The sequence below is a fragment of the Nocardioides kongjuensis genome (assembly GCF_013409625.1).
Taxonomy (GTDB): Bacteria; Actinomycetota; Actinomycetes; order Propionibacteriales; family Nocardioidaceae; genus Nocardioides; species Nocardioides kongjuensis.
This window is the reverse complement of record NZ_JACCBF010000001.1, coordinates 83,473-109,645: the sequence shown is the minus strand read 5'-3', so window position 1 is coordinate 109,645 and position 26,173 is coordinate 83,473. Positions and strand designations below refer to the sequence as shown.

At 71.3% G+C, this 26,173-nt stretch carries 23 protein-coding genes; 11 read left to right on the top strand and 12 right to left on the bottom strand.

The window, feature by feature from the left end; genetic code table 11:
* Positions 1-4: 4 nt before the first annotated feature.
* The 3 genes from BJ958_RS00525 to BJ958_RS00515 are packed head-to-tail and all read right to left on the bottom strand — an operon-like array spanning position 5 to position 3,327.
* Positions 5-1,024: a uroporphyrinogen decarboxylase/cobalamine-independent methonine synthase family protein gene (locus BJ958_RS00525; RefSeq protein WP_343052514.1), complete on the bottom strand. Its 1,020-nt coding sequence runs from the start codon at positions 1,022-1,024 to the stop codon at positions 5-7.
* Positions 1,021-2,136 (bottom strand): tRNA 2-thiouridine(34) synthase MnmA, encoded by a 1,116-nt coding sequence (gene mnmA, locus BJ958_RS00520; protein ID WP_179724582.1) that lies wholly within the window; start codon positions 2,134-2,136, stop codon positions 1,021-1,023. Before mnmA ends, BJ958_RS00525 begins: the two co-directional genes overlap by 4 nt.
* 15 nt (positions 2,137-2,151) lie before the next feature.
* On the bottom strand, positions 2,152-3,327 hold the full coding sequence (locus BJ958_RS00515; protein WP_179724580.1) for a cysteine desulfurase family protein: 1,176 nt from the start codon (positions 3,325-3,327) through the stop codon (positions 2,152-2,154).
* 67 nt (positions 3,328-3,394) lie between these two features.
* Here BJ958_RS00515 and BJ958_RS00510 point away from each other — a divergent pair, with 67 nt between their 5' ends.
* Positions 3,395-4,471, top strand: coding sequence for an FAD-dependent monooxygenase (locus tag BJ958_RS00510; RefSeq protein ID WP_179724578.1), 1,077 nt, complete (start codon positions 3,395-3,397; stop codon positions 4,469-4,471).
* Positions 4,472-4,484: 13 nt separating this feature from the next.
* Here BJ958_RS00510 and proB read toward each other — a convergent pair whose 3' ends face one another.
* From proB to BJ958_RS00480, 6 genes are all read right to left on the bottom strand, one after another.
* Positions 4,485-5,600 carry a glutamate 5-kinase gene (gene proB, locus BJ958_RS00505; RefSeq protein WP_179724576.1) on the bottom strand — a complete coding sequence of 372 codons (1,116 nt, stop codon included), beginning with the start codon at positions 5,598-5,600 and terminating at the stop codon, positions 4,485-4,487.
* The gene (obgE, locus tag BJ958_RS00500; protein WP_179724574.1) at positions 5,593-7,155 is read right to left on the bottom strand and encodes a GTPase ObgE; all 1,563 of its coding nucleotides are present in this window, start codon (positions 7,153-7,155) and stop codon (positions 5,593-5,595) included. The genes proB and obgE overlap by 8 nt, the downstream gene beginning before the upstream one ends.
* Before the next feature lie 83 nt (positions 7,156-7,238).
* The gene (gene rpmA / locus BJ958_RS00495; protein ID WP_179724573.1) at positions 7,239-7,493 is read right to left on the bottom strand and encodes a 50S ribosomal protein L27; all 255 of its coding nucleotides are present in this window, start codon (positions 7,491-7,493) and stop codon (positions 7,239-7,241) included.
* A 34-nt stretch (positions 7,494-7,527) separates the two neighbouring features.
* On the bottom strand, positions 7,528-7,830 hold the full coding sequence (rplU, locus tag BJ958_RS00490; RefSeq protein ID WP_179724571.1) for a 50S ribosomal protein L21: 303 nt from the start codon (positions 7,828-7,830) through the stop codon (positions 7,528-7,530).
* A 186-nt stretch (positions 7,831-8,016) separates the two neighbouring features.
* Positions 8,017-10,938: an Rne/Rng family ribonuclease gene (locus BJ958_RS00485; protein WP_179724569.1), complete on the bottom strand. Its 2,922-nt coding sequence runs from the start codon at positions 10,936-10,938 to the stop codon at positions 8,017-8,019.
* A 315-nt stretch (positions 10,939-11,253) separates the two neighbouring features.
* Positions 11,254-11,973 (bottom strand): TIGR03936 family radical SAM-associated protein, encoded by a 720-nt coding sequence (locus tag BJ958_RS00480; RefSeq protein ID WP_179724566.1) that lies wholly within the window; start codon positions 11,971-11,973, stop codon positions 11,254-11,256.
* 67 nt (positions 11,974-12,040) lie between these two features.
* Here BJ958_RS00480 and BJ958_RS00475 point away from each other — a divergent pair, with 67 nt between their 5' ends.
* The 7 genes from BJ958_RS00475 (at position 12,041) to BJ958_RS28885 (ending at position 19,332) form a co-directional block, all read left to right on the top strand.
* Positions 12,041-13,516 carry a hypothetical protein gene (locus tag BJ958_RS00475; protein ID WP_179724565.1) on the top strand — a complete coding sequence of 492 codons (1,476 nt, stop codon included), beginning with the start codon at positions 12,041-12,043 and terminating at the stop codon, positions 13,514-13,516.
* Positions 13,517-13,598: 82 nt separating this feature from the next.
* Positions 13,599-14,744, top strand: a complete 1,146-nt coding sequence (locus tag BJ958_RS00470) for a DegT/DnrJ/EryC1/StrS family aminotransferase (RefSeq protein WP_179724563.1) — start codon at positions 13,599-13,601, stop codon at positions 14,742-14,744.
* Positions 14,745-14,763: 19 nt separating this feature from the next.
* On the top strand, positions 14,764-15,456 hold the full coding sequence (locus BJ958_RS00465; protein ID WP_179724562.1) for an acyl-ACP--UDP-N-acetylglucosamine O-acyltransferase family protein: 693 nt from the start codon (positions 14,764-14,766) through the stop codon (positions 15,454-15,456).
* Between the two features lie 31 nt (positions 15,457-15,487).
* Positions 15,488-16,591, top strand: a complete 1,104-nt coding sequence (locus BJ958_RS00460; RefSeq protein ID WP_179724560.1) for a DegT/DnrJ/EryC1/StrS family aminotransferase — start codon at positions 15,488-15,490, stop codon at positions 16,589-16,591.
* A 114-nt stretch (positions 16,592-16,705) separates the two neighbouring features.
* Positions 16,706-17,899 (top strand): glycosyltransferase, encoded by a 1,194-nt coding sequence (locus BJ958_RS00455; protein ID WP_179724558.1) that lies wholly within the window; start codon positions 16,706-16,708, stop codon positions 17,897-17,899.
* Between the two features lie 76 nt (positions 17,900-17,975).
* Positions 17,976-18,896 (top strand): NAD-dependent epimerase/dehydratase family protein, encoded by a 921-nt coding sequence (locus BJ958_RS00450; protein WP_179724556.1) that lies wholly within the window; start codon positions 17,976-17,978, stop codon positions 18,894-18,896.
* A gap of 4 nt (positions 18,897-18,900) precedes the next feature.
* Positions 18,901-19,332: a DapH/DapD/GlmU-related protein gene (locus tag BJ958_RS28885; protein ID WP_179724554.1), complete on the top strand. Its 432-nt coding sequence runs from the start codon at positions 18,901-18,903 to the stop codon at positions 19,330-19,332.
* Here BJ958_RS28885 and BJ958_RS00440 read toward each other — a convergent pair whose 3' ends face one another.
* Positions 19,333-20,292 carry a Gfo/Idh/MocA family protein gene (locus BJ958_RS00440; RefSeq protein ID WP_179724552.1) on the bottom strand — a complete coding sequence of 320 codons (960 nt, stop codon included), beginning with the start codon at positions 20,290-20,292 and terminating at the stop codon, positions 19,333-19,335. It lies immediately after the preceding gene.
* A gap of 131 nt (positions 20,293-20,423) precedes the next feature.
* Here BJ958_RS00440 and BJ958_RS00435 point away from each other — a divergent pair, with 131 nt between their 5' ends.
* Positions 20,424-21,446, top strand: coding sequence for a lysylphosphatidylglycerol synthase domain-containing protein (locus tag BJ958_RS00435; protein WP_179724550.1), 1,023 nt, complete (start codon positions 20,424-20,426; stop codon positions 21,444-21,446).
* A 9-nt stretch (positions 21,447-21,455) separates the two neighbouring features.
* On the opposite strand, the gene lhgO is transcribed toward BJ958_RS00435, so the two are convergent.
* Positions 21,456-22,658, bottom strand: a complete 1,203-nt coding sequence (gene lhgO / locus BJ958_RS00430) for an L-2-hydroxyglutarate oxidase (protein ID WP_179724548.1) — start codon at positions 22,656-22,658, stop codon at positions 21,456-21,458.
* A 140-nt stretch (positions 22,659-22,798) separates the two neighbouring features.
* Here lhgO and BJ958_RS00425 point away from each other — a divergent pair, with 140 nt between their 5' ends.
* Positions 22,799-23,509 (top strand): DUF4190 domain-containing protein, encoded by a 711-nt coding sequence (locus BJ958_RS00425; protein ID WP_179724546.1) that lies wholly within the window; start codon positions 22,799-22,801, stop codon positions 23,507-23,509.
* Positions 23,510-23,528: 19 nt separating this feature from the next.
* Positions 23,529-24,209 carry a hypothetical protein gene (locus BJ958_RS00420; RefSeq protein ID WP_179724544.1) on the top strand — a complete coding sequence of 227 codons (681 nt, stop codon included), beginning with the start codon at positions 23,529-23,531 and terminating at the stop codon, positions 24,207-24,209.
* 18 nt (positions 24,210-24,227) lie between these two features.
* On the opposite strand, the gene BJ958_RS00415 is transcribed toward BJ958_RS00420, so the two are convergent.
* The gene (locus tag BJ958_RS00415) at positions 24,228-26,168 is read right to left on the bottom strand and encodes a TIGR03960 family B12-binding radical SAM protein (RefSeq protein ID WP_179724542.1); all 1,941 of its coding nucleotides are present in this window, start codon (positions 26,166-26,168) and stop codon (positions 24,228-24,230) included.
* Positions 26,169-26,173: the final 5 nt, after the last annotated feature.

The window sequence follows — 26,173 nt, the reverse complement described above, 5'->3', positions numbered from 1 at the left end:
CCGGTCAGCCTGACACGGACCTCGCCACGTTCCGGGCCAACTCCAGGGCGCGGCGGGCGCCGGCTGGGGTGCTGGCAGCGAGGCCGCAGGTGGGCGAGACGGCCAGCCCGGCGCCGACCTCCTCGGGATCCAGGCCGAGCATGTCGAGCCAGCGCAGCACCCGCTCGACGAGCACCTTGTCCCCCGGCAGCGGGCCGGTCGTCGGGACCACGCCGAGCACGATCGTGTCGCCCGCCTCCAGCGCCTCGGCGGCCGCGTCGTGGCCGCCGGCGTCGAGCAGGTCGAGGTCGACCATCACGCCCCGGGCGCCGGCCCCGCGGAGCAGTCCGATCGGCACGTCCGGCGCACAGCAGTGCACCCACGGCGTCGCCCCCGCAGCCTCGGCCGCGGCGAGCACCCACTCGAGTGCCTCGCTGGCCTCCGGCGGGTGGACCATGCGGTGCTTGCCGAACCCCGACGCCGTCGGCACGCCGGCCGCCAGCACCGCCGACAGCGCAGGCTCGTCGAGCTGGAGGACCAGCTCGGAGGCGTCCGGCAGCCGGCGGCGTACGTCGGCCAGGTGGTCGCTCACGGCGAGCGCGAGTGCCTGCGCGAGGTCGCGGCGGGCGCCGTGGTCGGCGAGCAGCTTGTCGCCCCGGGGGCGCTCGACGGTGGCGGCGAGGGTCCACGGACCGGTGACCTGGACCTTGAACGGCCCCGTGTGAGCGGAGGCCTGCTCCTCGAGGGCGTCGAGGTCCTGCGCGAGCAGGCTGCGGGCGCGGCGCTGGTCGGCGGGCGAGGCACCGGAGGTGCCGGTGAGCCGCCAGCCCTCGGGCTGCAGGTCGGCGTCGAGCTCGGTGACCAGGCCGAGGGTGCGTCCCGTCATCGCGGCACCCGCACCACGCCCGGGCACCTCCGGCACGAACGCCAGCCCGTGCTCGTCGGCCGCCAGCTCACCGAGCACGACGGACAGCGCCTCGTCGTAGTCGCGCTGGCCCTCGCCCGGGAAGGAGCCGACGCCGGTGCCCCTCACGCCGACGCTCACGCCGACACCCGCCGGGTGGCCGTGATGGTGGCGGACCCGACGACCCGGGTGCCGTCGTAGACGACCACGGCCTGGCCGGGCGCGATGCCCTCGGCGTGCTCGACCAGGTCGACGCGCAGGGTGTCGTCGCCGACGTGGACGACCGCGCGGTGCTCGGCACCGTGGGCGCGCAGCTGGACGGTCACGCTGTCTCCCGCGAGGACGGTGCCGGCCTCGAGCGGGCGGCCGCACCAGCGGACCCGGTCGCCCTCGACCCGGTCGACGGCGAGCCGCTCGCGCGGTCCGACCGTGACCGTGCCGGAGACCGGCTCGATGTCGAGGACGTAGCGCGGCCGGCCGTCGGGCGCCGGGTGCCCGAGACGCAGCCCCTTGCGCTGGCCGATCGTGAACCCGTAGGTCCCGGTGTGCTCGCCGAGCACCGCCCCGGTCGCGTCGTCGACGATCGCGCCGCCCTGGTTGGGCGCCCGGTCGCCCAGCTTCTCGCGCAGCCAGCCGGTGTTGTCGCCGTCGGCGACGAAGCAGATGTCGTGGCTGTCGGGCTTGTCCGCGACCAGCAGCCCCCGGGCGGCGGCCTCGGCCCGGACCTGCGGCTTCGGGGTGTCGCCCAACGGGAACAGCGAGTGCCGCAGCTGCTGCTCGTCGAGCACGCCGAGGACGTAGGACTGGTCCTTGGCGCCGTCGACGGCCCGGTGCAGCTCGATCTCGCCACCGGCCGCCGTACGCACGCTCGCGTAGTGGCCCGTGGCGACCGCGTCGAAGCCCAGGGCCAGCGCCTTGTCGAGGACGGCGGCGAACTTGATCCTCTCGTTGCACCGCAGGCACGGGTTGGGCGTCTGGCCGGCAGCGTAGGTGTCCATGAAGTCCTCGACCACGTCGGTGTGGAAGCGGTCGGAGAGGTCCCAGACGTAGAACGGGATGCCGATCACGTCGGCGGCGCGGCGGGCGTCGTTGGCGTCCTCGATCGTGCAGCAGCCGCGGGCGCCGGTGCGGTACGACTTCGGGTTGCGCGAGAGCGCGAGGTGGATGCCGGTCACCTCGTGCCCGGCCTCGGCGGCACGGGCGGCGGCGACGGCGGAGTCCACTCCCCCGGACATGGCGGCGACGACCTTCATCCTCGTGGTCCCGTATCAGGCGCGGGCCGCGCGGGCGCGCTCGACGACGGCGCCGATCGCGCCGGCGACCGCCTCGACGTCGGCGGCGCTGCTGGTGTGGCCGAGGCTGAACCGCAGCGAGCTGCGGGCACCGTCGCTGCTGCGACCCATCGCGAGCAGGACGTGCGAGGGCTGCGGCACGCCGGCCGAGCAGGCCGAGCCGGTCGAGCACTCGATGCCGCGGGCGTCGAGCAGCATCAGCAGCGAGTCGCCCTCGCAGCCCGGGAAGCTCAGGTGGGCGTTGCCGGGCAGCCGGTCGACCGGGTCGCCGTTGAGGACGGCGTCCGGCACGGCCCGTCGTACGGCGTCGACGAGGTCGTCGCGCAGGCCGGTGAGCCGGGCGGCGTGCTCGCTCTGCTGCTTGACCGCGAGCTCGACCGCGGCCGCGAAGCCGGCGATGGCGGGCACGTCGAGGGTGCCGCTGCGCACGTCGCGCTCCTGGCCGCCGCCGTGGACCAGGGCGGCCAGCTCGACCTCGCGGCGTACGACCAGCGCGCCGACGCCCTGCGGTCCGCCGACCTTGTGCCCCGACAGGGACAAGGCGTCGACGCCCGAGGCGGCGAAGTCGACGGGGACGGCACCGACGGCCTGGACCGCGTCGGTGTGGACGGGGATGCCGTGGGGGTGGGCGACCGCGACGACCTCGCCGACCGGCTGGAGGGTGCCGACCTCGTTGTTGGCCCACATCACGGTGACCAGCGCGACCGACTCCGGCTCCCGCTCCACCGCCACCCGCAGCGCGTCGATCCGGAGCCGGCCGTCGGGGTCGACGGGGAGCAGCTCGACCACGGCACCCTCGTGCTCCTCGAGCCAGGCCAGCGCGTCGAGCACGGCGTGGTGCTCGACCGCGGTCGCGAGGATCCGGGTGCGGCGCGGGTCGGCGTCGCGGCGCGACCAGTACAACCCCTTGACCGCCAGGTTGTCGGCCTCGGTGCCGCCGGAGGTGAAGACCACCTCGCCCGGGCGGCAGCCCAGCGCCTGCGCGACGGTCTCGCGCGACTCCTCGACCACGCGACGGGCACGACGACCCGAGGCGTGCAGCGAGCTGGCGTTGCCGACCTCGCGCAGGTGGGCGGTCATCGCCTCCACCGCGACGTCGGTCATCGGCGTCGTCGCGGCGTGGTCGAGGTAGACCGTCCGGGAGTCGTTCATGGCGCCTCCAAGGTTACGGCGCGCCCGGGAGCGGCGACCAACCGCCACACGTCGCTACCGTGGCCACGTGCCCGAGGAGCCCGAGCTGGTGATCGCCGGGGCCGGGATCGCCGGCCTCGCGCTCGCTGCGGGCCTCAGCCACGCGGGTGCACCCTGGCGCTACCGGCTCCTCGACGAGCGGCCCGCCCTCGGCAGCACCGGCGGCGCGATCTCGCTGTGGCCGGCGGCGCTCGACGCACTCGACCGGATCGGCGTCGGCGCCGCCGTCCGTGCGGCCGGGCACCCGGTCGGGCCCGGCTCGGTCCGCACCCGCGGCGGACGGACGATCCGCTCGCTCGACCTGCCCCTGCTCGCCGTGCGCCGCGGACTGCTGGTCGAGCTCCTGCACGCGGCGGTCTCCCCCGGCAGCCTCACCTTCGGGTGCGCGGTCACGGGCTACCGGCGGACCGGTGCCGGCGTGCGGGTGGAGACGGCCGGCGGGCCGCTCGACGCGGCGGCACTGGTCGGCGCCGACGGCTTCCGCTCACGGGTCGCGCGGGCCCTGCAGCCCGGCCTGGCCGAGAGGTACGCCGGCTTCCCGGCGTGGCGCGGCCTGACCACCGCGCCCGGGCTGGCGCCCGTGCAGCTGTGGGGCGAGCGGCAGGAGCTCGGTGTGGTGCCGCTCGGCGACGGCCTGGCCTACTGGTTCGCGACGGTCCGCGAGCCCGAGGGAGGTGGGGCGCCCGACGAGCTCGCCCACCTCAGCCGGGCGTTCGACGGCTGGCCGGACCCGGTCGCGAGGGTGCTGGCCGCCACGGACCCGGCGAGTGTCAGCCGCAACGACGTGCTCGACCGGGAACGGCTGCGGCGCTGGGCCGACGGCCCGGTCGTGGTCATGGGCGACGCCGCGCACCCGATGCGACCCCACCTGGGGCAGGGCGGTGGCCAGGCGCTGGTCGACGCGGCCCTGCTGGCGTCGCTGCTCGCCGTACCGGGGACGCCGGCTGCCGCGTTCACGTCGTTCGAGCAGCAGCGGCGTCGTCCCACCGAGCGGTTGGTCCGGGCCTCCCGCGCGGCCAGCCGGGTCGTCGACGCGCCCCCCGCCGTGCACCGGCTCTCGGCGCTGGTGCCCGACGCGGTGGTGCGGCGGATCCTCAGCGGGTGACTCAGCGGGTGACTCAGAGGATGACGAGGTCGTCGCGGTGGATGACCTCGCGCTCGTAGGCCGCCCCCAGGTCGCGCTTGAGCTCCTTCGACGAGCGGCCCAGCAGGTTCGGCACCTCGGAGGCGTCGAAGTTGACCAGGCCGCGGGCCACGACGGTGCTGTCGGGGTCGAGCAGGTCGACCGGGTCGCCGGCGCTGAAGTCGCCCTGGACACCGGTCACGCCGGCCGCGAGCAGCGAGGCCCGGCGCTCGACGACGGCGCGGACGGCGCCCGCGTCGAGGACGAGGGCGCCCTTGGCCTCGGTGGCGTGGCGCAGCCACAGCAGCCGCGTGGGGCGGCGCTTGCCGGTGGGGTGGAACAGGGTCCCGACCGGCTTGCCCGCCAGCGCCTCGCCGGCGCGGTCGGCCGAGGTGAGGACGACGGGGATGCCGGAGCCGGTGGCGATCGCGGCGGCGTCGACCTTGGTCACCATGCCACCGGTGCCGACGCCGGCCGCGCCGACCGAGCCGACCACCACGTCGGCGAGGTCGGCGTCCGTGCGCACGTCGGGGATCAACTGGGCGCCGGGGCGTGACGGCGGGCCGTCGTACAGGCCGTCGACGTCGGAGAGCAGCACCAGCAGGTCGGCGTGGACCAGGTGGGCGACGAGGGCCGCGAGGCGGTCGTTGTCGCCGAACCGGATCTCGGTGGTCGCCACGGTGTCGTTCTCGTTGACGATCGGGATCACGCCGAGCTCGAGCAGCTGCGCGAACGTCTGGTGCGCGTTGCGGTAGTGGGAGCGCCGGGTGACGTCGTCGAGCGTGAGCAGCACCTGCCCGGCGATCAGGCCGTGGCGAGCGAGCTCCTCGGTGTAGCGGTGCACCAGCAGGCCCTGGCCGACGCTGGCCGCGGCCTGCTGGGCTGCGAGGCCGCGCGGCCGCTTCTTGAGGCCGAGCGGCGCGAGTCCCGCCGCGATCGCGCCGGAGGACACCAGGACCACCTCGGCGCCCCGCGCACGAGCGGCCGCGAGGACGTCGACCAGCGCACTCATCCGCTCCGGGTCGATGCCGCCGGACGCCGTGGTCAGCGACGAGGAGCCGACCTTGACCACGACCCGGCGCGCCTGCGTCACGAGGGCGCGCTCACTCACCGGGGTCGTCCTCCAGCCAGTCGTCCTCGAAGCCGGTCACCGGCTTCGTGTCCGGGTCGTCCGCGGAGCCGATCTCGAAGGAGCTCGGACCGTAGACGTCGGGCTGGTCGATGCGGCGCGCGACGTCGGCACGGGTCTCGTTCTCGGCCCGCTCGCCCATCTGCTCCTGGATCTCGCGACGACGGGCAGCAGCGGGTCGCTCCTCGTGGAACCGGTCGTCCTCGCCGCGGCGCGACAGGTTCTCGGCCCCGGCGTCGATGCCGGGCTTGAAGTCGAAGACCACCGCGTTCTCGGTGGGCCCGATGAGGACGGCGTCGCCCTCCTCGGCACCCATCTCGAGGAGCTTGGTCTCGACGCCGAGGCGGTTGAGCCGGTCGGCGAGGTAGCCGACGGCCTCGTCGTTGCTGAAGTCGGTCTGGCGCACCCAGCGCTCCGGCTTCGCACCGCGGACCCGCCAGCCGGCGCCGGTCCGCTTGACGGTGAAGCCGTCGTCGTCGACCGCCTTGGGACGTACGACGATCCGCGCCGGGATCTCGGTGGCCTTGGCCCGGCGGGCCTCGAGCACGATCTCGGCCATCGCGTAGACCAGCTCGCGGGTGCCCTCGCCGGACACCGCGGAGATCTCGAAGACCCGCAGGCCGCGCTCGCGCAGCTCCTCCACGACGAGCTCGGCGATGCCGCGGCCGTCGGGCACGTCGACCTTGTTGAGCGCGACCAGGCGCGGCCGGTCGTCGAGGCCGCCGTACCGGCGCAGCTCGTCCTCGATCACGTCGAGGTCGTCGAGCGGGTTGCGCCCCGGCTCGAGGGTGGCCGTGTCGAGGACGTGCACGATCGCGGCGCAGCGCTCGATGTGGCGCAGGAAGTCGTGGCCGAGGCCGCGTCCCTCGGCCGCGCCCTCGATCAGGCCGGGCACGTCGGCGACGGTGAAGACCGTCTCGCCCGCGGTGACGACGCCGAGGTTGGGGACCAGGGTGGTGAACGGGTAGTCGGCGATCTTGGGACGCGCGCGCGAGATCGCGGCGATCAGGCTGGACTTGCCGGCACTGGGGTAGCCGACCAGGCCGACGTCGGCGACGACCTTGAGCTCGAGCACGACCTCCAGCTCGTCGCCGGGCTCGCCGAGCAGCGCGAAGCCGGGGGCCTTGCGGGTCTTGGAGGCCAGCGCGGCGTTGCCGAGGCCGCCGCGCCCGCCCTGGGCGACGACGAGCTCGGCGCCGGGCGTCACCAGGTCGGCGACGACCTCGCCGTTGCGGTGCTTGACGACCGTCCCCGCGGGGACGGCGAGCACCAGGTCAGCGCCGTGCGAGCCGTTGCGCCGGTCACCGGCACCGTGGCCGCCGTGCTCGGCCTTGCGCCGCGGGCTGTGGTGGTAGTCGAGCAGCGTCGTGACGTCGGGGTCGACGCGCAGGATGACCGAGCCCCCCGGACCGCCGTTGCCACCGTCGGGGCCGCCGAGCGGCTTGAACTTCTCGCGGTGCACGGACGCGACGCCGTTGCCGCCGCGACCGGCGGACACGGACAGGACCACGCGGTCGACGAAGGTGGGGACGGCCATGGATTCAGTCTTTCAGTAGAAATGGGCGAAGGGCGCCCCGAACCGGGACGCCCTTCGAAGCCTCAGGTCGGAGTGAGCGTTGCTCACTCACCCGGGACGATGTTGACGACCTTGCGGCCGCGCTTCTTGCCGAACTCCACCGAGCCGGGGATCAGCGCGAACAGCGTGTCGTCGCCGCCACGGCCGACGCCGGAGCCCGGGTGGAAGTGGGTGCCGCGCTGGCGAACGATGATCTCGCCGGCGTTGACGAGCTGGCCGCCGAAGCGCTTCACGCCGAGGCGCTGGGCGTTGGAGTCGCGGCCGTTCTTGGTGGACGCCGCGCCCTTCTTGTGTGCCATGTTTCAGTCCTTGGGGTGTCGTGCTGACCGGAGGTCAGAGCTTGATGTCGGTGACCTTGACCTGGGTGTACTTCTGGCGGTGACCCTGGCGCTTCTTGTAGCCGGTCTTGTTCTTGTACTTCTGGATGACGATCTTCGGGCCCTTGGCGGCACCGAGGACCTCGACCGTCACGGCCGCCTTGTCGAGGCCGGTGGCCGTCACCTTGTCGCCGTCAACGGCGAGCACGACCGGCAGGGTCAGGGTGTCGCCGACGGGCGTGGAGACCTTGTCGATCTCGATGACGTCGCCGACAGCGACCTTCTCCTGCTTCGCGCCTGCGCGCACGATCGCGTACACCACCGGGCTCCTTCTGGTTCAACGTCTGTTGTCTACGGCACACTGCGGATCCCACGCCGCGACTACGTCGCAAGATGCCGGGTGCCAGCAGAACGGCACGCCTCGGCGGCGCACCGACGAACAATGTTACGCAGCCGGGCCGGATTCCGCCAAAACGGGGCCTCCGGCCCGGCTGCGTGGTGATGACTAGCGCTTGCGCGAGCCACCCTTGCGCTTGATCGGGACGTGCTCGACGTGCGGCTCCTCGTGGGAGTCCTCGTGCGAGGCGTCCGCCGTCGGCTCGTCCGTGCTCTCCGGGGTCGCCTCGGGAGCCGCCTGGGCAGCGGGCTCTGCGACCTCGGCCGGCGGGCCCGCGGGACGCGTGGCCGCGCGACGGCGGGTCCGGGTCACCACGGTCGTGGTGGCGACGGGGGCCGGCTCGGGCTCCGGCTCCGGCTCCGGCTCGGGCTCCGGCTCCGGCTCCGGCTCGGCTTCCTGGACCTCGACGGATGCCTTCTCGACGTGCGCCGCCTCGACGACCGGCTGCTCGACCTCGGGAGCCTCGACCTCGGGAGCCTCGACCTCGGGGGCCTCGACCTCCGGGTTCTCGTGCTCGTGGTCGGCCGGCTTGGCCATCGCGGCGATGTCCTTCGGTGACGGCACCGCCTTCGGCGCCTCGGCGGGCGTCTCCGCCTGGTTGTCGGCCTGGTTGCCGCCCTTGCCCTTGCGGCGCCGGCTCGGGCGGCGGGACTCGTCCTGCTCGCCTCCCCCACGCTTCGGCTCGACCGGCAGGTCGTGGACGACGATGCCGCGGCCCTGGCAGTGCGTGCAGGTCTCGCTGAACGCCTCGAGCAGGCCGGTGCCGATCCGCTTGCGGGTCATCTGCACCAGGCCGAGCGAGGTGACCTCGGCGACCTGGTGACGGGTGCGGTCGCGACCCAGGCACTCGACCAGGCGACGCAGCACGAGGTCGCGGTTCGACTCGAGCACCATGTCGATGAAGTCGACGACGATGATGCCGCCGATGTCGCGCAGCCGGAGCTGGCGCACGATCTCCTCGGCGGCCTCGAGGTTGTTCTTGGTGACCGTCTCCTCGAGGTTGCCACCCGAGCCGGTGAACTTGCCGGTGTTGACGTCGACGACGGTCATCGCCTCGGTGCGGTCGATGATCAGCGAGCCGCCCGACGGCAGCCAGACCTTGCGGTCCAGGCCCTTCGCGATCTGCTCGTCGATGCGGTACGTGGAGAACAGGTCCGGGACGCCGTCACCGGACTCGTGGCGCTCGAGACGCTCGGCGAGGTCGGGGGCGACCTGGTCGACGTACTCCTTGACGGTGGCCCAGGCGTCGTCACCCTGGACGACGAGCTTGGCGAAGTCCTCGGTGAACAGGTCGCGGACGACCTTGAGGGTCAGGTCCGGCTCGCCGTACAGCAGCTGCGGGGCGTTGCCCTTGGCGACCTTGCCCTCGATGTCCTCCCAGCGTGCCTTGAGACGCTCGACGTCGCGGGTCAGCTCCTCCTCCGAGGCGCCCTCGGCCGCGGTGCGCACGATGACGCCGGCGGTGTCGGGGACGATCTCCTTGAGCAGCGTCTTCAGGCGCGAGCGCTCGGTGTCGGGCAGCTTGCGGGAGATGCCGGAGGTGGTGCCGTCCGGGACGTAGACCAGGAAGCGGCCGGCGAGGCTGACCTGGCTGGTGAGCCGGGCACCCTTGTGGCCGATCGGGTCCTTGGTGACCTGGACCAGCACCGTCTGGCCCGACTGCAGGACCGACTCGATCTTGCGGGGCTCGCCGTCCTTGTGGCCCAGCGCGCTCCAGTTGACCTCGCCGGCGTACAGCACGGCGTTGCGGCCCTTGCCGATGTCGATGAACGCCGCCTCCATGGAGGGCAGCACGTTCTGGACGCGGCCGAGGTAGACGTTGCCGATCAGCGAGGTCTGCGACTCGCGGGCGACGTAGTGCTCGACGAGGACCTTGTCCTCGAGCACCGCGATCTGGGTGAGGTCCTTGCGCTGGCGCACGGCCATCACGCGCTCGACGGACTCGCGCCGGGCCAGGAACTCGGCCTCGCTGACGATCGGTGCACGGCGGCGGCCGGCCTCGCGGCCCTCGCGGCGGCGCTGCTTCTTGGCCTCGAGACGGGTGGAGCCGGAGATCGAGGTGATCTCGTCCTCCGACGAACGCGGCTTGCGGACCCGGGTCACGGTGTTCTCGGGGTCGTCGCCCTCGTTGTCGCCGCCCCCCTCGCCGGCCCGGCGACGCCGGCGACGCCGGCGCGACGAGGAGGAGCCGCCGGACGTGGCGCCCTCGCCCTCCTCGGACTCCTCGCCCTCGGCGGCAGCGTCCTCGCCCTCGGCGCTCTCGGCGTCCTTGTCCTTGGCGGTGCCCGAATCGGCACCCTCCGCGTCCTCGCCCTCGGCGGACTCGGTGTCCTCGCCCTCGGCGTTCGCGGACGGCTTGCGGCGGCGACGGCCACCGCGACGACGGCGCCGGCGAGCGGCACCGGTTCCGTTGCCGGACTCGTCGCCCTCCTCGCCCTCGTCCTCGTCGGCCGACTCGTCCCCGGCCGGCTCGTCCCCGGCCGGCTCGTCCGCGGACGCCTCGGCCGCGGACTCCTCGGCAGCCGGCTCCTCGTCGGCGGCAGCCTCGGTCTCCACGGCCGGCTCCTCAGCGGCCGGCTCGTCAGCGGCCGGCTCCTCGAGCGGCTCGTCCTCGGCGGCAGGCTCCTCGACGGCAGGCTCCCCGACCGGCGCGACGGGCGCCTGGAAGAGAACGGCGGTCGCGGGCGCGGCCTCGGCGGCCTCGAGGTCCACGGGCGCCTGGGCGGCCTCCTCGACCTCGGCGGCGAGCTCGAGCTGCTCGGAGGTGGGCGCGGGCGCGGCCTTGGCCTTGGCCCGGCTCGCGGTGGTCTTCTTCGCCGCGGTGGTCTTCTTCGCGGCGGTCTTCTTGGCCGTCGTCTTCTTCGCAGCCGTCTTCTTGGCGGCGGTCTTCTTGGCGGTGGTGGCCTTCTTCGCCGCGGTCTTCTTGGCCGCCGCCTTCTTGGCCGGCTTCGCGGCCTTCTCCGGCTTCTCTGCCTTCTCCACCTTGTCGGCGGGAGCCTCGGTCGGGGTGTCGGTGGGCGCGTCGGTCATTGCGCTACTCCTCCACCCGGGCGCTCGGCGCCCGGGGTGTGTCGTCGGCGCTCGCCCAGGGCGGCGCCACAAGCCTGCGTGGGACGACACCCTCCGCGGTCATGCGTCGCCGGAGACGGGGCCGCTCGCCTGCCGCGGTCGCCGTGTGCGTCGCGTCGGGCGGTGGTCCGTCTCCACCGTGCCGGGCGGTCAGTCACCTGCCGTCCGGCGAGAACGTCGTCGATCTCTCCGCACGCTGTCCTGTGGGACGCGCGCGGGTGGAAATCTGTGGCGAGTATCGCACACGGCCATCACACGGCCGGCATCCCTGGCCCGTCAGCGGGTCGCGAGCGGGTCGCCGATCGACTCGGTGGACCGCTCGAGGACGCCCTGCGCGACCCGGGTGAGCAACCCCGTCGCGGCCACGTCGAGACCGCTGACCTCGCGCAGCCCGGTGAGCACGTCGTCCGGGCGTACGGCGGGCACGGTGTGCTCGAGCAGCAGGTCAAGGTCGCCCTCGGGCGTCACCAGCAGCCGCACCACGGCCGCGCGGCAGTCGAACGAGCGCAGCCCCTTCTTGGTCATCCGCTCCACGGTGACCGACTCCGTCGCCAGGAACGCCTCGACCGCGGCCCTGGCCCGGTCGGGCTCGGTCCCTCCGAGGTCGATCAGCCAGTGGCTGGCGGTCAGCAGGTCAGCCAGCGATCCCGCAGCCGTCGTGGCCGCGTCGACGGCCACCACGACGTCGAGCCCGTCGGGCAGGACGGCGTCGAGCGCCTCCCCCACCGCCGCCGGGTCCCGGGTCTCGGCGAGCCCGAGCTCGACGTACTCCGACTCGCTGGCCGCACCGGTCGGCGAGGCGCCGGCGTACGAGATCCGCGGGTGCGGGTGGAAGCCGGAGGAGTACGCCATCGGGATGCCGGCCCGCACGACGGCCCGTTCGATCGCTCGACTCACGTCCCGGTGGCTGGTGAACCGCAGCCGGCCGCGCTTGGCGTACCGGATGCGGATCTTCTGGACAGGCGGGGCCTGTTGTTCGGGCTGATTCCGCGGCACGTCGACAGGCTAGGGCACCACCCTGGAGCCAGGCGCACTCGTATCCCCGCACTAGGATCCCGGTTCCATGAGGTCCCACCACTCGGGTCATCGAGCGTCTTCCATCGCCTCCCGGCTCGGGACGTGGTCGAGCCTCGCGATTCTCGTCGGCACGGTCGCGCTGCTGGGGATCGTCACCTACCGGGTCGCCGGCGAGGGCAAGCCCTTCTCCGCCATCGACGAGACCGTGCACGCCGACACCGCCTTCAAGGTGCACCACGGCAACTACCCGTTCCGCGGGGACAAGATCAACCAGGAGACCGTCGACACCTGGACCTGCTACACCGGTCACGCGTACGTCGACTGGACGGCGCGCTGCCACTCGAAGCAATCCCGCCCCAACCTGATCCCGTCTGGCTCCTACACGACCGGCTACATCCACTACCCCACGTACTTCCTCGGCGGAGAACTGTTCCGCCAGGTCCACGACCGCGTCCTCGGTTCGCCGCGGTACGAGATCGACTCCTACCGGCAGTACGCGGCCGTGGTCACCCTGCTGGGAGTCGTGGCCTGCGCGGCGATGGCCTGGCTGGTCGGATTGCGGGGCAGCAGCCTGCTGGCGGCAGCACTCACCCCCGTCGCCGCAGGAGGCATTCTCGTCTTCGCGACCATGGTGAACCCGATGTCGATGGCACCGCTGTGCGGGGCGCTCGTCGCAGGGGCCGGGATCCGGTGGATGACGACAGGTCGCGGCTTCTGGTGGCTGGCTGCCGCGACAGCGTTCGCGGCAGGCGTGGCAGTGACGTCGTCGTTGCCCGGAGGCGTGTTCCTGATTGCCTGCCTGATCGGACTGGTGGCGCGGCGGCGAGGCTACGAGTTCACAGGTGGCTGGATCCCGAGGTGGTGGCAGGCCGGCGTCCTGGCCGCGATCCTCGTCGTCCCCATCGTCGCGTTCGGCCTCTGGACCAGCTCACGGGCCACGATGACCAACGACGAGATCTATGCCGGGTACGTTCTCGCCGACTGGTCGAAGGTGCTGCTCGGCGTCTGGGGGGAGGTCTTCAGCCTCCATGACCCGTGGTCCGACGACAGCGAGCTCATCCCGGCCTCGCTCAGTCTCCCCCGGGCGTATGCCCGCAACGCCGGCGTCTCCCTTCCCCTCCCCGTCACGGTCGCTGTTCTGGGTGGGCTCCTGGCCGGCGCCGCCGGAGCCGTCGGCACCGTCCTCGTCCGCACCTCCGGCAACCGTCCCGCGCCGGCCGACAGTGCTCCCGCGGACGAATCGACCTCCGAAGGTCACGCGACTAATCGGGCCACATCCCCGCTGCGTCTGCTCAGCGTGTCGGCCCTGCTCGGCTTCTTGCTGTATCCGCCGCTCCTGCGGTTGTCGAACGCCGTGAACGTCGGCATCGACCACCCGATCGTCTCCCGGTACTCGATCTCGCTGGCGCCTCTTTTCGTGCTGGTCGTCCTGCTCCTGTTCAAGGACCACCCGTGGTTCGCCCGCGTGCTCGGCGCCTTGGCGACCATCAGCGTCCTGAGCTGGTGCGTCACGCTGTGGTGAAACACGCCGGAGCTCACGGTTTCACCACTCCATGACGTCCGCACTACGTTGGAGACTCCCCGGTCAGCAGGAAAGGTACGACATGCAGGACCTTCGTCAGGTCGCCCTGGGCCAGCCCACCGTCGGCGAGGAGGAGATCGAAGCACTCCGTGAGGTCTTCGCAAGCGGCTGGATCTCAGGCGCCGGACCGACGTGCGTCACCTTCGAGAAGGAGTTCGCCGCGGCTGTGGGCACCAGCCACGCGCTGTCGACGTCGAACTGCGGCTCTGCCCTCCACCTCGCCCTCCAGGTACTGGGCGCAGGTCCGGGCGATGAGGTGATCGTCGCCGACTACACCTTCCCTGCCACCGGTCACTCGGTCATGTGGACCGGCGCCACGCCTGTGTTCGCCGATGTCCGGCCCGACATCGGCACGATCGATCCCGAAGCCGCGGCAGCGCTCGTCACCGAGCGCACGGTCGGCATCATCGCCGTCGACCTGGTCGGCCAGCCCGCCGACTACGACGAGCTGCGGGCCCTCGCCGACAAGCACGGCCTGTGGCTGCTCGAGGACGCCGCGTGCAGCGCTGGAGCCACGTACAAGGGCCGCCCGGCGGGCTCCCTCGCCGACCTTGCCGCCTTCAGCTTCCACGGCCGCAAGGGCATCACGAGCGGCGAGGGCGGCGCGCTGGTCGGTGACGACACGGACCGGATGGACCTGGCCCGCAAACTGCACACGTACGGCATCGCACCAGCCGTTAGCCGTGAGGGCAGCAACGCTCTCGCTGTACCGAGCTTCGACGTGGCCGGCTACAACTACCGCCTCTCCGACGTGCAGGCCGCGATCATGCGGGTTCAGCTGCGCCGGCTCCCAGACCTGGTTGCCGCCCGCAGCCGGGCCGCCGACCAGTACGCCGAGGAGCTCGGCGACCTGGAGCAGATCAGCCTGCCGGTCGTCCTCGACGACCGCACCCACCCTTGGCAGTCCTACCTGCTCACGGCCGGCGACGGTGTCGACCGCGACGCGGTCGTGATGGCCCTGCGCGAGCGCGGTGTGGGCAGCAACATCGGCACCTACTCCAGCCACGTCCAGCCCGTCTACGGTTCGGCCCAGGAATGCCCGGTCGCGGCCCGTCTGTTCCGAACGCAGTTCGCTCTTCCGATGCATGCCAACCTCACCGAGGACGACGTCAGCTACGTCACCTCAGTCGTGCGCGAAGTGGTTGGCGGCGCCGGAGTCCGGGCGTGAGTGCGCGGGAGCTGCACGCATGACCAACCGGATCCACCCGACCGCCGTCCTCGGTCCACAGGTCCGACTCGGCACGGGCAATGTCATCGGTCCGTACGCCGTGCTGCAGGGTCCGGTCACCCTCGGCGACGACAACTACGTGTCCGCCTTCGCCTGCATCGGCGGGCTACCCGAGGTCCGCGGCCACGGCTTCACCCCCGCGTGGGAGGAAGAGATCGACGGCCAACCCGTCCTGATCGGTTCCCGCAACGTCTTCAAGGAGCACGTCACCGTCAGCGGCGGCTGGGCCCACGCGACGTCGATCGGCAATGACGGCTTCTTCATGAGCAAGGCCCACGTCAACCACGACTGCCGCATCGGCGACGACGTGACCATCTCCGCGATGGTCGTCGCCGCCGGGCACGTCACGGTCGAGGACGGAGCCAACCTCGGCCTGGGCGCGGTCGTCCACCAACGCCGCGTCGTACCGGCCGGAAGCATGATCGGCATGCAGGCGGCGGTGACCACCGACCTGCCGCCCTACGTCGTCAGCATGGGCGTGCCCGCCCGCCCGCGGCGCCTCAACACCCACCGGCTGCAGCGACTCGGCGTCACCGAGGACCAGCACGCACACCTGGCCGCAGTCCTGCTCGGGGGCTCCCGCGACACCGCCGGGCTCCCGGGCCCGCTCCTCCCCTCGATCACCGCCTGGCTCGAGCGCCTCGACGCCTGAGCACCTCACCCGAACAACCGAGAGGCCTTCGATGTCCGAAGCTTTCATCCCCCCCGCCAAGCCGATCCTGGGCGAGGAGGAGCGCGCAGCCGTCGACCGCGTCCTCCTCTCCGGGATGATCGCCCAGGGTCCGGAGGTCGCGGCCTTCGAGTCGGAGTTCGCCGAGCAGGTGACCCAGGGGCGTACCTGCGTCGCGGTGAACTCCGGCACCTCCGGCCTTCACCTCGGTCTGCTCGCCGCCGGGATCGGGCCGGGTGACGAGGTCATCGTCCCGTCCTTCACGTTCGCCGCGACCGCGAACGCCGTCGCCCTGACCGGGGCCACCCCTGTGTTCGCCGACATCGAGCCCGACCACTTCTGCCTCGCCGCCGACGCGGTGCGCGCCGCCGTCACAGACCGCACCACCGCGATCATGCCCGTCCACCTCTACGGGCACCCCGCCGACATGGACGCCTTGGGTGCGGTCGCTGCGGAGCACGGCCTGCGAGTCTTCGAGGACGCCGCGCAGGCGCACCTCGCGACCTGGCAGGGCCGCGCGGTCGGGACGTTCGGCGACTTCGCGATGTTCAGCCTTTACCCCACCAAGAACATGACGTCGGGCGAGGGCGGCATGGTCTCTGTGGCCAACGACGACCTGGCCCGCCAGGTCCGACTGCTGCGCAACCAGGGCATGGAGCGCCAGTACGCCAACGAGGTTGTCGGCTTCAACGCCCGGATGACCGACCTGCACGCAGCGATCGGCCGGGTCCAGCTCAGCAAGGTAAGGGCCTGGACGACGACTCGCCAGCGCAACGCAGCGTACTTTGACGAGCACCTGGAGGGTGTGACGGTGCCGCCGGTGGCCGCGCCGGCCACCCATGTGTACCACCAGTACACAATCCGGGTCGACGGTGCCGAGCGCGACCGGATCGTCTCCGCGCTCCGCGAGGAGCACCAGGTCGGAACGGGTGTCTACTACCCAATCCCCAACCACCGCCTTGCCTCGCTGGCGAAGTTCGCGCCGGGTCTCGACCTGCCTCAGACGGAGGTCGCGGCCCGCGAGGTCATCTCCCTGCCCGTGCACCCGTCGCTGAGCGAGGGAGAGCTCGAGCGGATCGTCACTGCGGTCAACGCCACTGTGCGCGCCGGCGCCTGAGCCCTTGCGCTGATTCCCGGCTCCCTCGGAACCGCGGCTACGATGCTGCGCTGGTCCGTGTGTGCCGCCGGAACGTCCGACGTGCACCGCGGCCTCGATCGGAGACAGCAGAGCGTGCGCATCGTCGTCGTGAACAACTTCTTCCCGCCCCGCGTCGGCGGAAGCGCCCATCTCAGCGACGCCCTCGCCCGCGGCTACGCCCGCCGCGGCCACGACGTCCTCGTCGTGACGGCTGCGTACCAGGACGCCCCGTCGGAGGAGGTGCGCGACGGTATCCGGATCGTGCGGCTCCCGGCCATCACGCTGCCCGAGAGCCGGCTGGCCGTCTCATTCGACCTCTCGTTCGCGACCCGGCCCAGCATCCGGCGCCGGCTGGCCACGCTCCTCGACGAGTTCAAGCCCGACGTCATCCACCAGCACGGCCAGTTCATGGACCTCACCTGGTCGACCGGCGCCTACGCCCGCCGACGCCGGATCCCCTCCTTGCTCAGCATCCACACCCGCCTGGAGAACCCGGTCGCCCGCTACCGCCATGCCTTCCGCTTCCTCGACGCCAGTCTGGTCGCCCCACGCCTGCGCCTGAACAAGCCGTCCCTGGTGGTCATGGACAGCTACATGCAGGACTACATCGAGGAGCGCTACAGCGGCGGGTACCGCGACCTCGTCGCCATCCCTGTCGGCGTCGACCCGGACTGGGTGCGTGCCGGTGACGCAGAACGCGGTCGCGAGCTCATCGGTGTCGACGCGGAGACGCCCGTCATCCTGTCCGTCGGTCACGTGATTCCCTTGCGCGACCGGCTCGGCCTCGTCGAAGCCATGCCGGCGATCCTCGACAAGCACCCGAACGCCGTCCTCGCCGTCGTGGGACGGGTCTACTACGACCTCTTCCTCCAGCGTGCCAAGGAGCTCGGCGTCGACCACGCGGTGCGCGCCCTCGGGGCCGTGCCAAAGGCGGACATCCCCCATCTGCTCGCCGCCGCCCGCGTGGAGTCGCACGAGCAGGGCCTCGGCCTCGGCACTGCGACCCTCGAGTCGATGGCTGCCGGCGTCCCCGTGGTCGCGTGGGGTCGCATCGACAACTTCCCGGGCGTCCCGATGGTGGACGGCCGCGAGATCTACATGTGCGAGGTCGGGGACGTGACGGGCCTCGGCGAGCGCATCATCCGCGCGCTCGACGACCCCGAGGCGACCCGCGAGGTCGGCGCGAAGGCACGCACCATCGTCGACCAGCACTTCGCCCTCGAGCGGGTGCTCGACCAGCACCTCGAAGTCCTCGGTGACCTCGTCTCGTCCCGTACCAGCGTCTGACTCACCCGTTGGTAGCCTTCCCGACGTCGGCTACCCGCCCGACCCAACCGAACTGCGCCTGAGGAGCCCCACCAACATGACTTCCGAGACCGTCTTCTTCACCGGAGGCGCGGGCTTCATCGGCCTGCACGTCGTCCCGATGCTGCTGGAGAAGGACTACAAGGTCCGGATCTTCGACAACATGTTCCGCGGCGACCGGGACGCGATCACAGCCTTCGGCGACGATGTCGAGCTGATCGACCAGGACATTCGGTACGGCGGCGCAGTGCACGCAGCGATGAAGGGCTGCACCAAGGTCATCCACGCCGCCGCGGTGTCGATCAACAAGAGCCAGGCCGACCCGTACGAGTCGATGGACATCAACATGATCGGCAACCACAACGTGTTCGCGGCCGCTGCCGATCACGGTGTGGACCGGCTCGTCTACTGCTCCTCGGCGTCTGTGTACGGCGACCCGGAGAAGCTGCCGATGCACGAGGACGACGTGCTCAACCCGCTGACGCCGTACTGCATCGCGAAGCGCGCCGGCGAGGACCTGCTCGGCTTCTACGAGCGTCGCAGCGACCTGTCCTGGATCGCGCTGCGCTTCTTCAACGTCTACGGCCCGGGCCAGAAGACCACCGCCTACTACACGTCAGTCATCAACCACTTCGTCAACCGGATCCGCAACGGTGAGCCGCCCGTCATCGACGGCAAGGGCGAGCAGTCGATGGACTTCATCCACGTCCACGACATCGCACGCTCGGTCGTGCTGGCGCTCGAGTCCGAGCAGGCCAACGTGCCCGTCAACGTCGGCACCGGCATCGACACCTCGATCGCCGAGCTGGCCCGGATCCTGATCGACGCCGTGGGCGCCGACGTCGAGCCGATCTTCAACCCGCGCGACGTGCTGGTCGCCCGTCGTGCGGCCGATGTGACGCGGGCGAAGGAGATCCTCGGCTTCGAGCCGACGATCGACGTGGTCAAGGGGATGACCGACCTCATCCGGGCCGACTGATCCCGTGGGCGCCTCCCTACCCCCGAACCCATACAACGAGCACGCCTGGATCGTCGGTGAGCCGGAGATCGGTGAGGGTACCTGGATCGGTGCGTTCACCGTCATCGACGGCTCCGGCGGTCTGGTCATCGGCCGCGGATGCGACATCTCCTCGGGCGTGCAGATCTACACTCACTCGTCGGCAAGACGATGTGTGAGCGGCCGTCAGTTCCCCGAGGTCGAGCGCATGCCCGTGCGGATCGGAGACCGTGTGTTCATCGGCGCGGGCGCCATCGTCAACATGGGGGTGGAAATCGGCGACGAGGCGGTCGTCGGGGCGGGCGCGGTCGTCACCGGGGACGTGCCGCCGCGGACAGTCGTCGCCGGGGTTCCGGCGCGGGTCGTCGCGACGGTTGACCTCAGCGATCCGTCGCGGCCGACGTTCCCGCCAGCCTAGTCAGGCCGAGCGAAGTGCCAGTACCTGGTCGACGACCCGGTGCGCCGGCAGGATCGAGTCCCGCTCCAGGTCGACGTCGACCTTGCCACCCACCAGGTCGACGAAATGGTTGAGCTGGCCCACGAGTGGCTCCACGCCGGCGATGTCGGGAATCTCCATCTCGGTGAACTGGCGGAACCCGCTCTGTCCCTCGTCCTCGGCGACGGTCGCATGACGGTAGCTGGTGAGTCCACGGCGCAGCAGGTCGACCTCGATCATCCGGTCGAGCTCCTGGATGACCATGGTGCGGACCTTCGTCTGGCCCATCCGGCTCGCGGAGACGGAGGCGATCCCTCCCGAGGTGAAGCGCAGCGACGCCTCGACGATGTCCTCGGCGCCCGGCACCGACTGCGGGTGGTACTGGCCGACCTCGACGTCGAACTTGTCGGGATGGTCACCGCCGAAGACTCGTACGACCAGGTCGACGTCGTGGACGAGCAGGTCCCACGCGACGCCGGTCTTGATCCGGGGTGCGTAAGGCGAGTGCCGGGTCGCTCGCACGTAGAGCGGCTCTTCCACCATGCGCAGCGCCACCATCACGGCCGGGTTGAACCGCTCGAGCAGGCCGCACATCAGCGGCGTTCCCGCCGCGGCCGATGCATCGACGAGTTCCTGCGTCTGGGCGAGCGAGGGGCACAGCGGCTTCTCCACCAGCAGCGGCAGGCCGCTCGCGATGACGTCGCTCGCGAGGTCGAAGTGGTGTTCGGTCGGCGCGGCGATCACGGCCGCGTCGACGTCGCCGAGACCGTCGAGTGAGGGCACCCAGGTGGACCCGTGCTGCTCGGCGACCGCTCGTCCGGTCTCCTCGTGTGGGTCGACGACCACGGCGAGATCGGTGCGCTCACTGGTGGCGATGACGCGGGCGTGGTTGCGCCCCATCGAACCGGAACCGATGAGGGCAACACGGAGCGGTACAGACATGCGGGAGACCTAGCACTGGACGTCAGGACGCGGGAACTGTACCGGAGACGCGGTGCGGGCCCGGGATCCACGGTTTGCGCCGGCCGTGAGGCAGGATGAGGTGTCCGTCCATCCTCGAACCGGAGAGCCTGATGTCCTCGCGCGACGCCACGCCGACCACGTCGACCCCGGCGACATCACCCGCACCGTCGCACAGTCTCATCGGCCGCCTCTTCCACTGGGGCCGCATCGCCATGGTCTTGGCCGTGGTGCTGGCCGCGTTCTGGACGGTCCGGTCTCACTGGTCCGAGGTCAGCGACACGATCAGCACGATGTCGTGGACGACCGTGCTCCCGGCGTTCCTTGCCCTGCCTGTCGCCATCGCGTGCTCCACACTGAGCTGGCAGTTCCTGGTCGACGAGATCGGGGAGCCGATCGGACCCGCCCGCGGGGCACAGATCTTCCTGGTCGGACAGCTCGGCAAGTATCTCCCCGGTTCCGTGTGGGCCTACGTGCTCCAGATGGAGCTCGGCCGCCGGGCCGGCCTCGCCCGCGCCCGGATCTTCACTGCGACCGTGTTCTCGCTCGCAGTGGCCGTCGTCGCCGCACTGCTGACCGGCGCTCTGGTCATCCCGTCCCTCATCGACAACGACGACTCCTTGGCGCCGCTTCAGTGGCTGTACCTCCTCCTTCCCGTCGGCCTGGTCTGTCTGCACCCGCTTGTGCTCGACCGGCTGGTCGGCGTCGGGTTCAAGGTGCTGCGACGCCCCCAGCGCGACCATCCCGTCCGCGGCCGGGCGATCGTCCTGTCACTGGCGGCCGCGGTGACGTCATACGTCTTCTTCGGCGTCCACCTGTGGCTGCTGAGCGAGGGGGCCGGCGACGGCGCCGGGCTGCTGCTCACCTGCATCGGCACGATGGCCGTGGCGATGATCTCCGGGCTGTTCTTCTTCATCCTGCCCTCTGGCGCGGGCGTCCGGGAGTTGGTGATCGTCACCGCGCTGGCCCCGCATGTCGGTACCGGGACCTCGATCGCGTTGGCTGCCGTGTCCCGGGTCATGCTCACCGCTGCCGACATCGTGACTGCCGCGGCTGCCGCCGCGGTCGGTGTTTACGAGCGACGCCGGCACGGCCCGATCCACCACGATCCCGGCATCGAGGACGACGAGCTCTGAGTTCGGGAATCAGGCTCCCTGCGCCTGCGTGACGCGCTGGACGATCTCGTCGGCGATGGGCAGCGCGGAGGTCGCAGCCGGGGACGGCGCGTTGACGACGTGGAGACCCCGCGCGGTCTCGCGCAGCAGGAAGTCGTGGACGAAAGAGCCGTCGCGCATCACAGCCTGTGCCCGGATTCCGGCCTCGCGGGGAGTGAGATCCTCGAGGCGCAGGTCGGGGCAGTACTTCTGGCACAGCTTGAGGTAGCCGCGCTTCGACACCGAGTTCCACATCTCCCGCGCACCAGTGCGCACGTTGTTGCGAGCGACGTGCCAGATTCCCGGGAACTTCACGATGTCGGCGGCGTCGCGCCGGTCGAAGGAGAACTTCGGGTATCCCTCACGGGCGAGGCCCAGGACCGCGTTCGGCCCCACGTTGAGGCCACCATCGACGGTCGGCGTCAGGTGGACACCGAGAAACGGCAGGTCCGGATCGGGTATGGGGTAGATCAGGGTGCGCGCGAGGTCAGCACGCTCGGGCCGGACGTCGTAGTACTCGCCGCGGAACGGGATCATCGCGAAGTCGACGTCGATACCTGCCATCGCGGCGACCCGGTCGGCCTGGATCCCGGCACAGTAGACGACGTAGTCGGCCACCACCTCGCCGGAGGTGGTGGAGAGCACGACCTCCTTGCTCGTCTCGCGCACGCCTGTGAGCGCGGTGCGGGTCATCAGGGTGCCGCCCGCCTCGCCGACCAAGCCAGCGAGCGTGGTGTTGATTCGGCGATAGTCGGTGATGCCCGTGGACGTCAGGTGCAGCGCGCCGAGGCCCCTGATGTGAGGTTCGCGCTCGCGCAGCTCCGCGGCGCTGAGGAGGGTTGCGGGGATCTTGTTGACCTCGGCTCGCTGCGCGAGCGCACGCATGCCGGCAACCTCCGCGGGGGTGGTGGCAACCAGGAGCTTGCCGATCCGGTTCCACGGAACCCCGTGCTCCTCGGCGAAGCGCTCGGTCGCAGCAGCGCCGGCTCGGCACAGCTCGGCCTTGAGGCTGCCCGGCGTGTAGTAGATCCCCGAGTGGATGACGCCCGAATTGTGCCCGGTCTGGTGACGGCCGAAGCCGTCCTCCTTGTCGAGCAGCAGCACGCTGCGGCCGGGGAAGCGATCCGTCAGTGCCCGTGCGGTCGCAGCACCCACGATGCCGCCGCCCACGACGACGTAGTCATACCTGGTCATGCCCGGCACGTTCCGGGGTCGTGGACGGCAGGCGTCGGCTCGGGCATGCGCCGATTCTAGTGAGGGTCGGCCCGGCACAACGCGGCCGGGTTCGGCACATCTCCGGTGCGACCCCCTCGTGTTCGCCTAGGGTGACGCCCGTGAGCGACCCTTACGGCCAGAACCCGCCGCAGAACCCCTACGGCCAGAACCAGCCCCCGAACCCGTACGGTCAGCCGGCACCCCCGCCCGCGCCGTACGCGAGCGGCAGTGGTGGCGGGTACGGCGCCCCGGGCGGATTCCCCGGGGGTTCCGACCCGATGCCGCCCAAGACCGACGGCGTCTCGATCGCCGCGCTGGTGACCAGCCTGCTGTGCTGCCTGGCGCCGCTCGGCGTCATCCTCGGCATCGTGGGCCTCTCCCGGACCAAGGGTGGGCAGCGCAAGGGTCGCGGGCTCGCCGTCGCGGGCATCGTGATCGGTCTGCTGATGTCGATCGGCTCGGCCGTGGCCGGTGCAGCCCTGTTCCTGTTCGCCGACTCCCTGGTCACGCCGGGTGAGGCCGAGGTCGGCCAGTGCGTCGACGTCGACGACAGCGACGGCACCATCTTGATGCGCGAGAAGAAGTGCACCGAGTCGCACGACGCCGAGATCGTCGGCGTCGCGAAGGTCACCTCCGCCAACCTCAGCGAGGTCGAGGACAGCATGGCCGGCTACTGCGCGAAGGCGATCGACTCCGACGACCTGGCCAAGCTCACGTCGTACATCCAGGACATCAACGCGGTCATCGAGGACCCCGACAAGGTGTCCGTCGGCGACCACCTGGTCTGCTACGTCCAGCCCGACGACAAGCTCACCAAGCCGATCCTCTGACCCCGTCGCAACCTCTCGGATGACGAACCCGTACGGCGGCTACCCCTCCTACGAGCCCGGCTCGAACCCGTACGACGGCTCGTCCGGGTCGTACGGGTCGTCGTCGTACGGCACCCGGGTGCCGTACGACGGCCTGTCGATCGCCGCGCTCGTCTGCTCGCTCACGTGCTGCGCGGCGCCGGTCGGGATCGGTCTCGGCATCGCCGGCATCGTGCGCACGCGCGCAGGCCGGCGATCGGGACGGTGGGCGGCCGTCACGGGCCTCGTGGTGGGTGTGGTCGTCCTGCTCGCCGGCATCGGGTTCGTGGTCTTCGCCGCGGTCATGGGCAGCCGGACGGTCTGGGAGGACGAGGCGCGGGTCGGCCAGTGCATCGACCTCGACTTCCTCGACGACCCGGTCAAGGCGCACTGCGACGAGCCGCACGCAGGCGAGGTGATCTGGGTCGGCGCGTTCGACGACGACCTGGCCGAACTGTTCCAGGATGTGTCGCCCGCAGGGTTCTGCGGCGGACTGCCGGGGCTCGCCCCGGCCTACCGGTCGGCCATCGAGAGCGGCGAGTACGACGTACGTGTCGAGTCGGACTCGTTCGACGACGACGAGCCTGAGCAGGGCGACAACTTCTTCTGCCACCTGGAGCGGGCCGACGGCGACGAGCTCACGGGACGGATCCGTGACCAGGGTGAGCAGGTCGGGGCCTGAGACACGACCCGGCCCACCTCAGACCACGGAGAGCGGCAGCAGCTTCTGACCGGTCGGACCGACCTGGATCTCGGTGCCCATCTCCGGGCACACCCCGCAGTCGTAGCACGGCGTCCAGCGGCAGTCCTCGACCTCGACGTCCGACTCCCCCGCACCGACGGCGAGGGCGTCCTCCCAGTCGGCCCACAGCCAGTCCTTGTCGAGGCCGGAGTCGAGGTGGTCCCAGGGCAGCACCTCGTCGTACTCCCGCTCGCGGGTGGTGTACCAGTCGAGGTCGACGCCGGTGCCCTCGAGCGCGACCTCGGCCGACGCGGCCCACCGGTCGAAGGAGAAGTGCTCGGACCAGCCGTCGAAGCGGCCGCCGTCGCGCCACACCTGCTCGATGATCCGGCCGACGCGGCGGTCGCCGCGCGACAACAGCCCCTCGATCAGGCCGGGCTGGCCGTCGTGGTAGCGGAAGCCGATCGCCTTGCCGTAGCGACGGTCGGCACGGACGGTGTCGCGCAGCACCTGCAGGCGGCGGTCGGTGGTCTCGGCGTCGAGCTGGGCGGCCCACTGGAACGGCGTGTGCGGCTTGGGCACGAAGCCGCCGATGGAGACGGTGCAGCGGATGTCGTTGCGGCCGGAGACCTCACGGCCGGTCGCGATCACGCGCTTGGCGAGCTCGGCGATCTGCAGGACGTCCTCGTCGGTCTCGGTCGGGAGGCCGCACATGAAGTAGAGCTTCACCTGCCGCCAGCCGTGGGAGTAGGCCGTGGCGACGGTGCGGATCAGGTCGTCCTCGGTGACCATCTTGTTGATCACCTTGCGCATCCGCTCGCTGCCGCCCTCGGGCGCGAAGGTCAGGCCGGAGCGGCGACCGTTGCGGGAGAACTCGTTGGCGAGGGTGATGTTGAACGCGTCGACACGGGTCGAGGGCAGCGACAGCGAGACGTTGGAGCCCTCGTAGCGGTCGGCCAGGCCGGTGGCGACGTCGCCGATCTCGGTGTGGTCGGCCGAGCTCAGGGAGAGCAGGCCGACCTCCTCGAATCCGGTCTTCCTGATGCCGTTGTCGACCATCGCGCCGATGGTCTCGATCGACCGCTCGCGCACGGGGCGGGTGATCATGCCCGCCTGGCAGAACCGGCACCCGCGCGTGCAGCCGCGGAAGATCTCGACCGAGAAGCGCTCGTGGACGGTCTCGGCGAGCGGAACCAGCGGGTTGCGCGGGTAGGGCCACTGGTCGAGGTCCATCAGCGTGTGCTTGCGGACCCGGTCGGGAGCCTCCGGGTGGTTGGGTACGACGGCCGCGATCGCGCCGCTGTCGTCGTACGTGACGTCGTAGAACTGCGGCACGTAGACGGTGCCGGACACCGCGAGGCGGCGCAGCAGCTCCTGGCGGCCGCCGGGACGACCCTCGCCCTTCCACTCGCGCACGACCTCGGAGATCTTGAGCACGACCTCCTCGCCGTCACCGAGGACGGCGGCGTCGACGAAGTCGGCGATCGGCTCGGGGTTGAACGCGGCGTGGCCGCCCGCGATGACGACCGGGTGCGACTCGTCGCGGTCGACGGCGTGCAGCGGGATGCCGGCCAGGTCGAGCGCGGTGAGCAGGTTGGTGTAGCCGAGCTCGGTGGAGAAGCTCACGCCGAACAGGTCGAAGGCACCGACGGGACGGTGGTTGTCGACGGTGAACTGCGGGATCTGCTGCTCGCGCAGCACCTTCTCCATGTCGGGCCACACGGCGTAGGTGCGCTCGGCGAGGATCCACTCCCGCTCGTTGAGCACCTCGTAGAGGATCTGGACGCCCTGGTTGGGCAGGCCGACCTCGTAGGCGTCGGGGTACATGAGCACCCAGCGCACCTCGGCGGCGTCCCAGTCCTTCGAGACCATGTTGAGCTCGCCGCCGACGTACTGGATCGGCTTGGAGACCGAGAGCAGGTGGGGCTCCAGCCGGGGGAAGACGGACTCGACGGACATGCCAC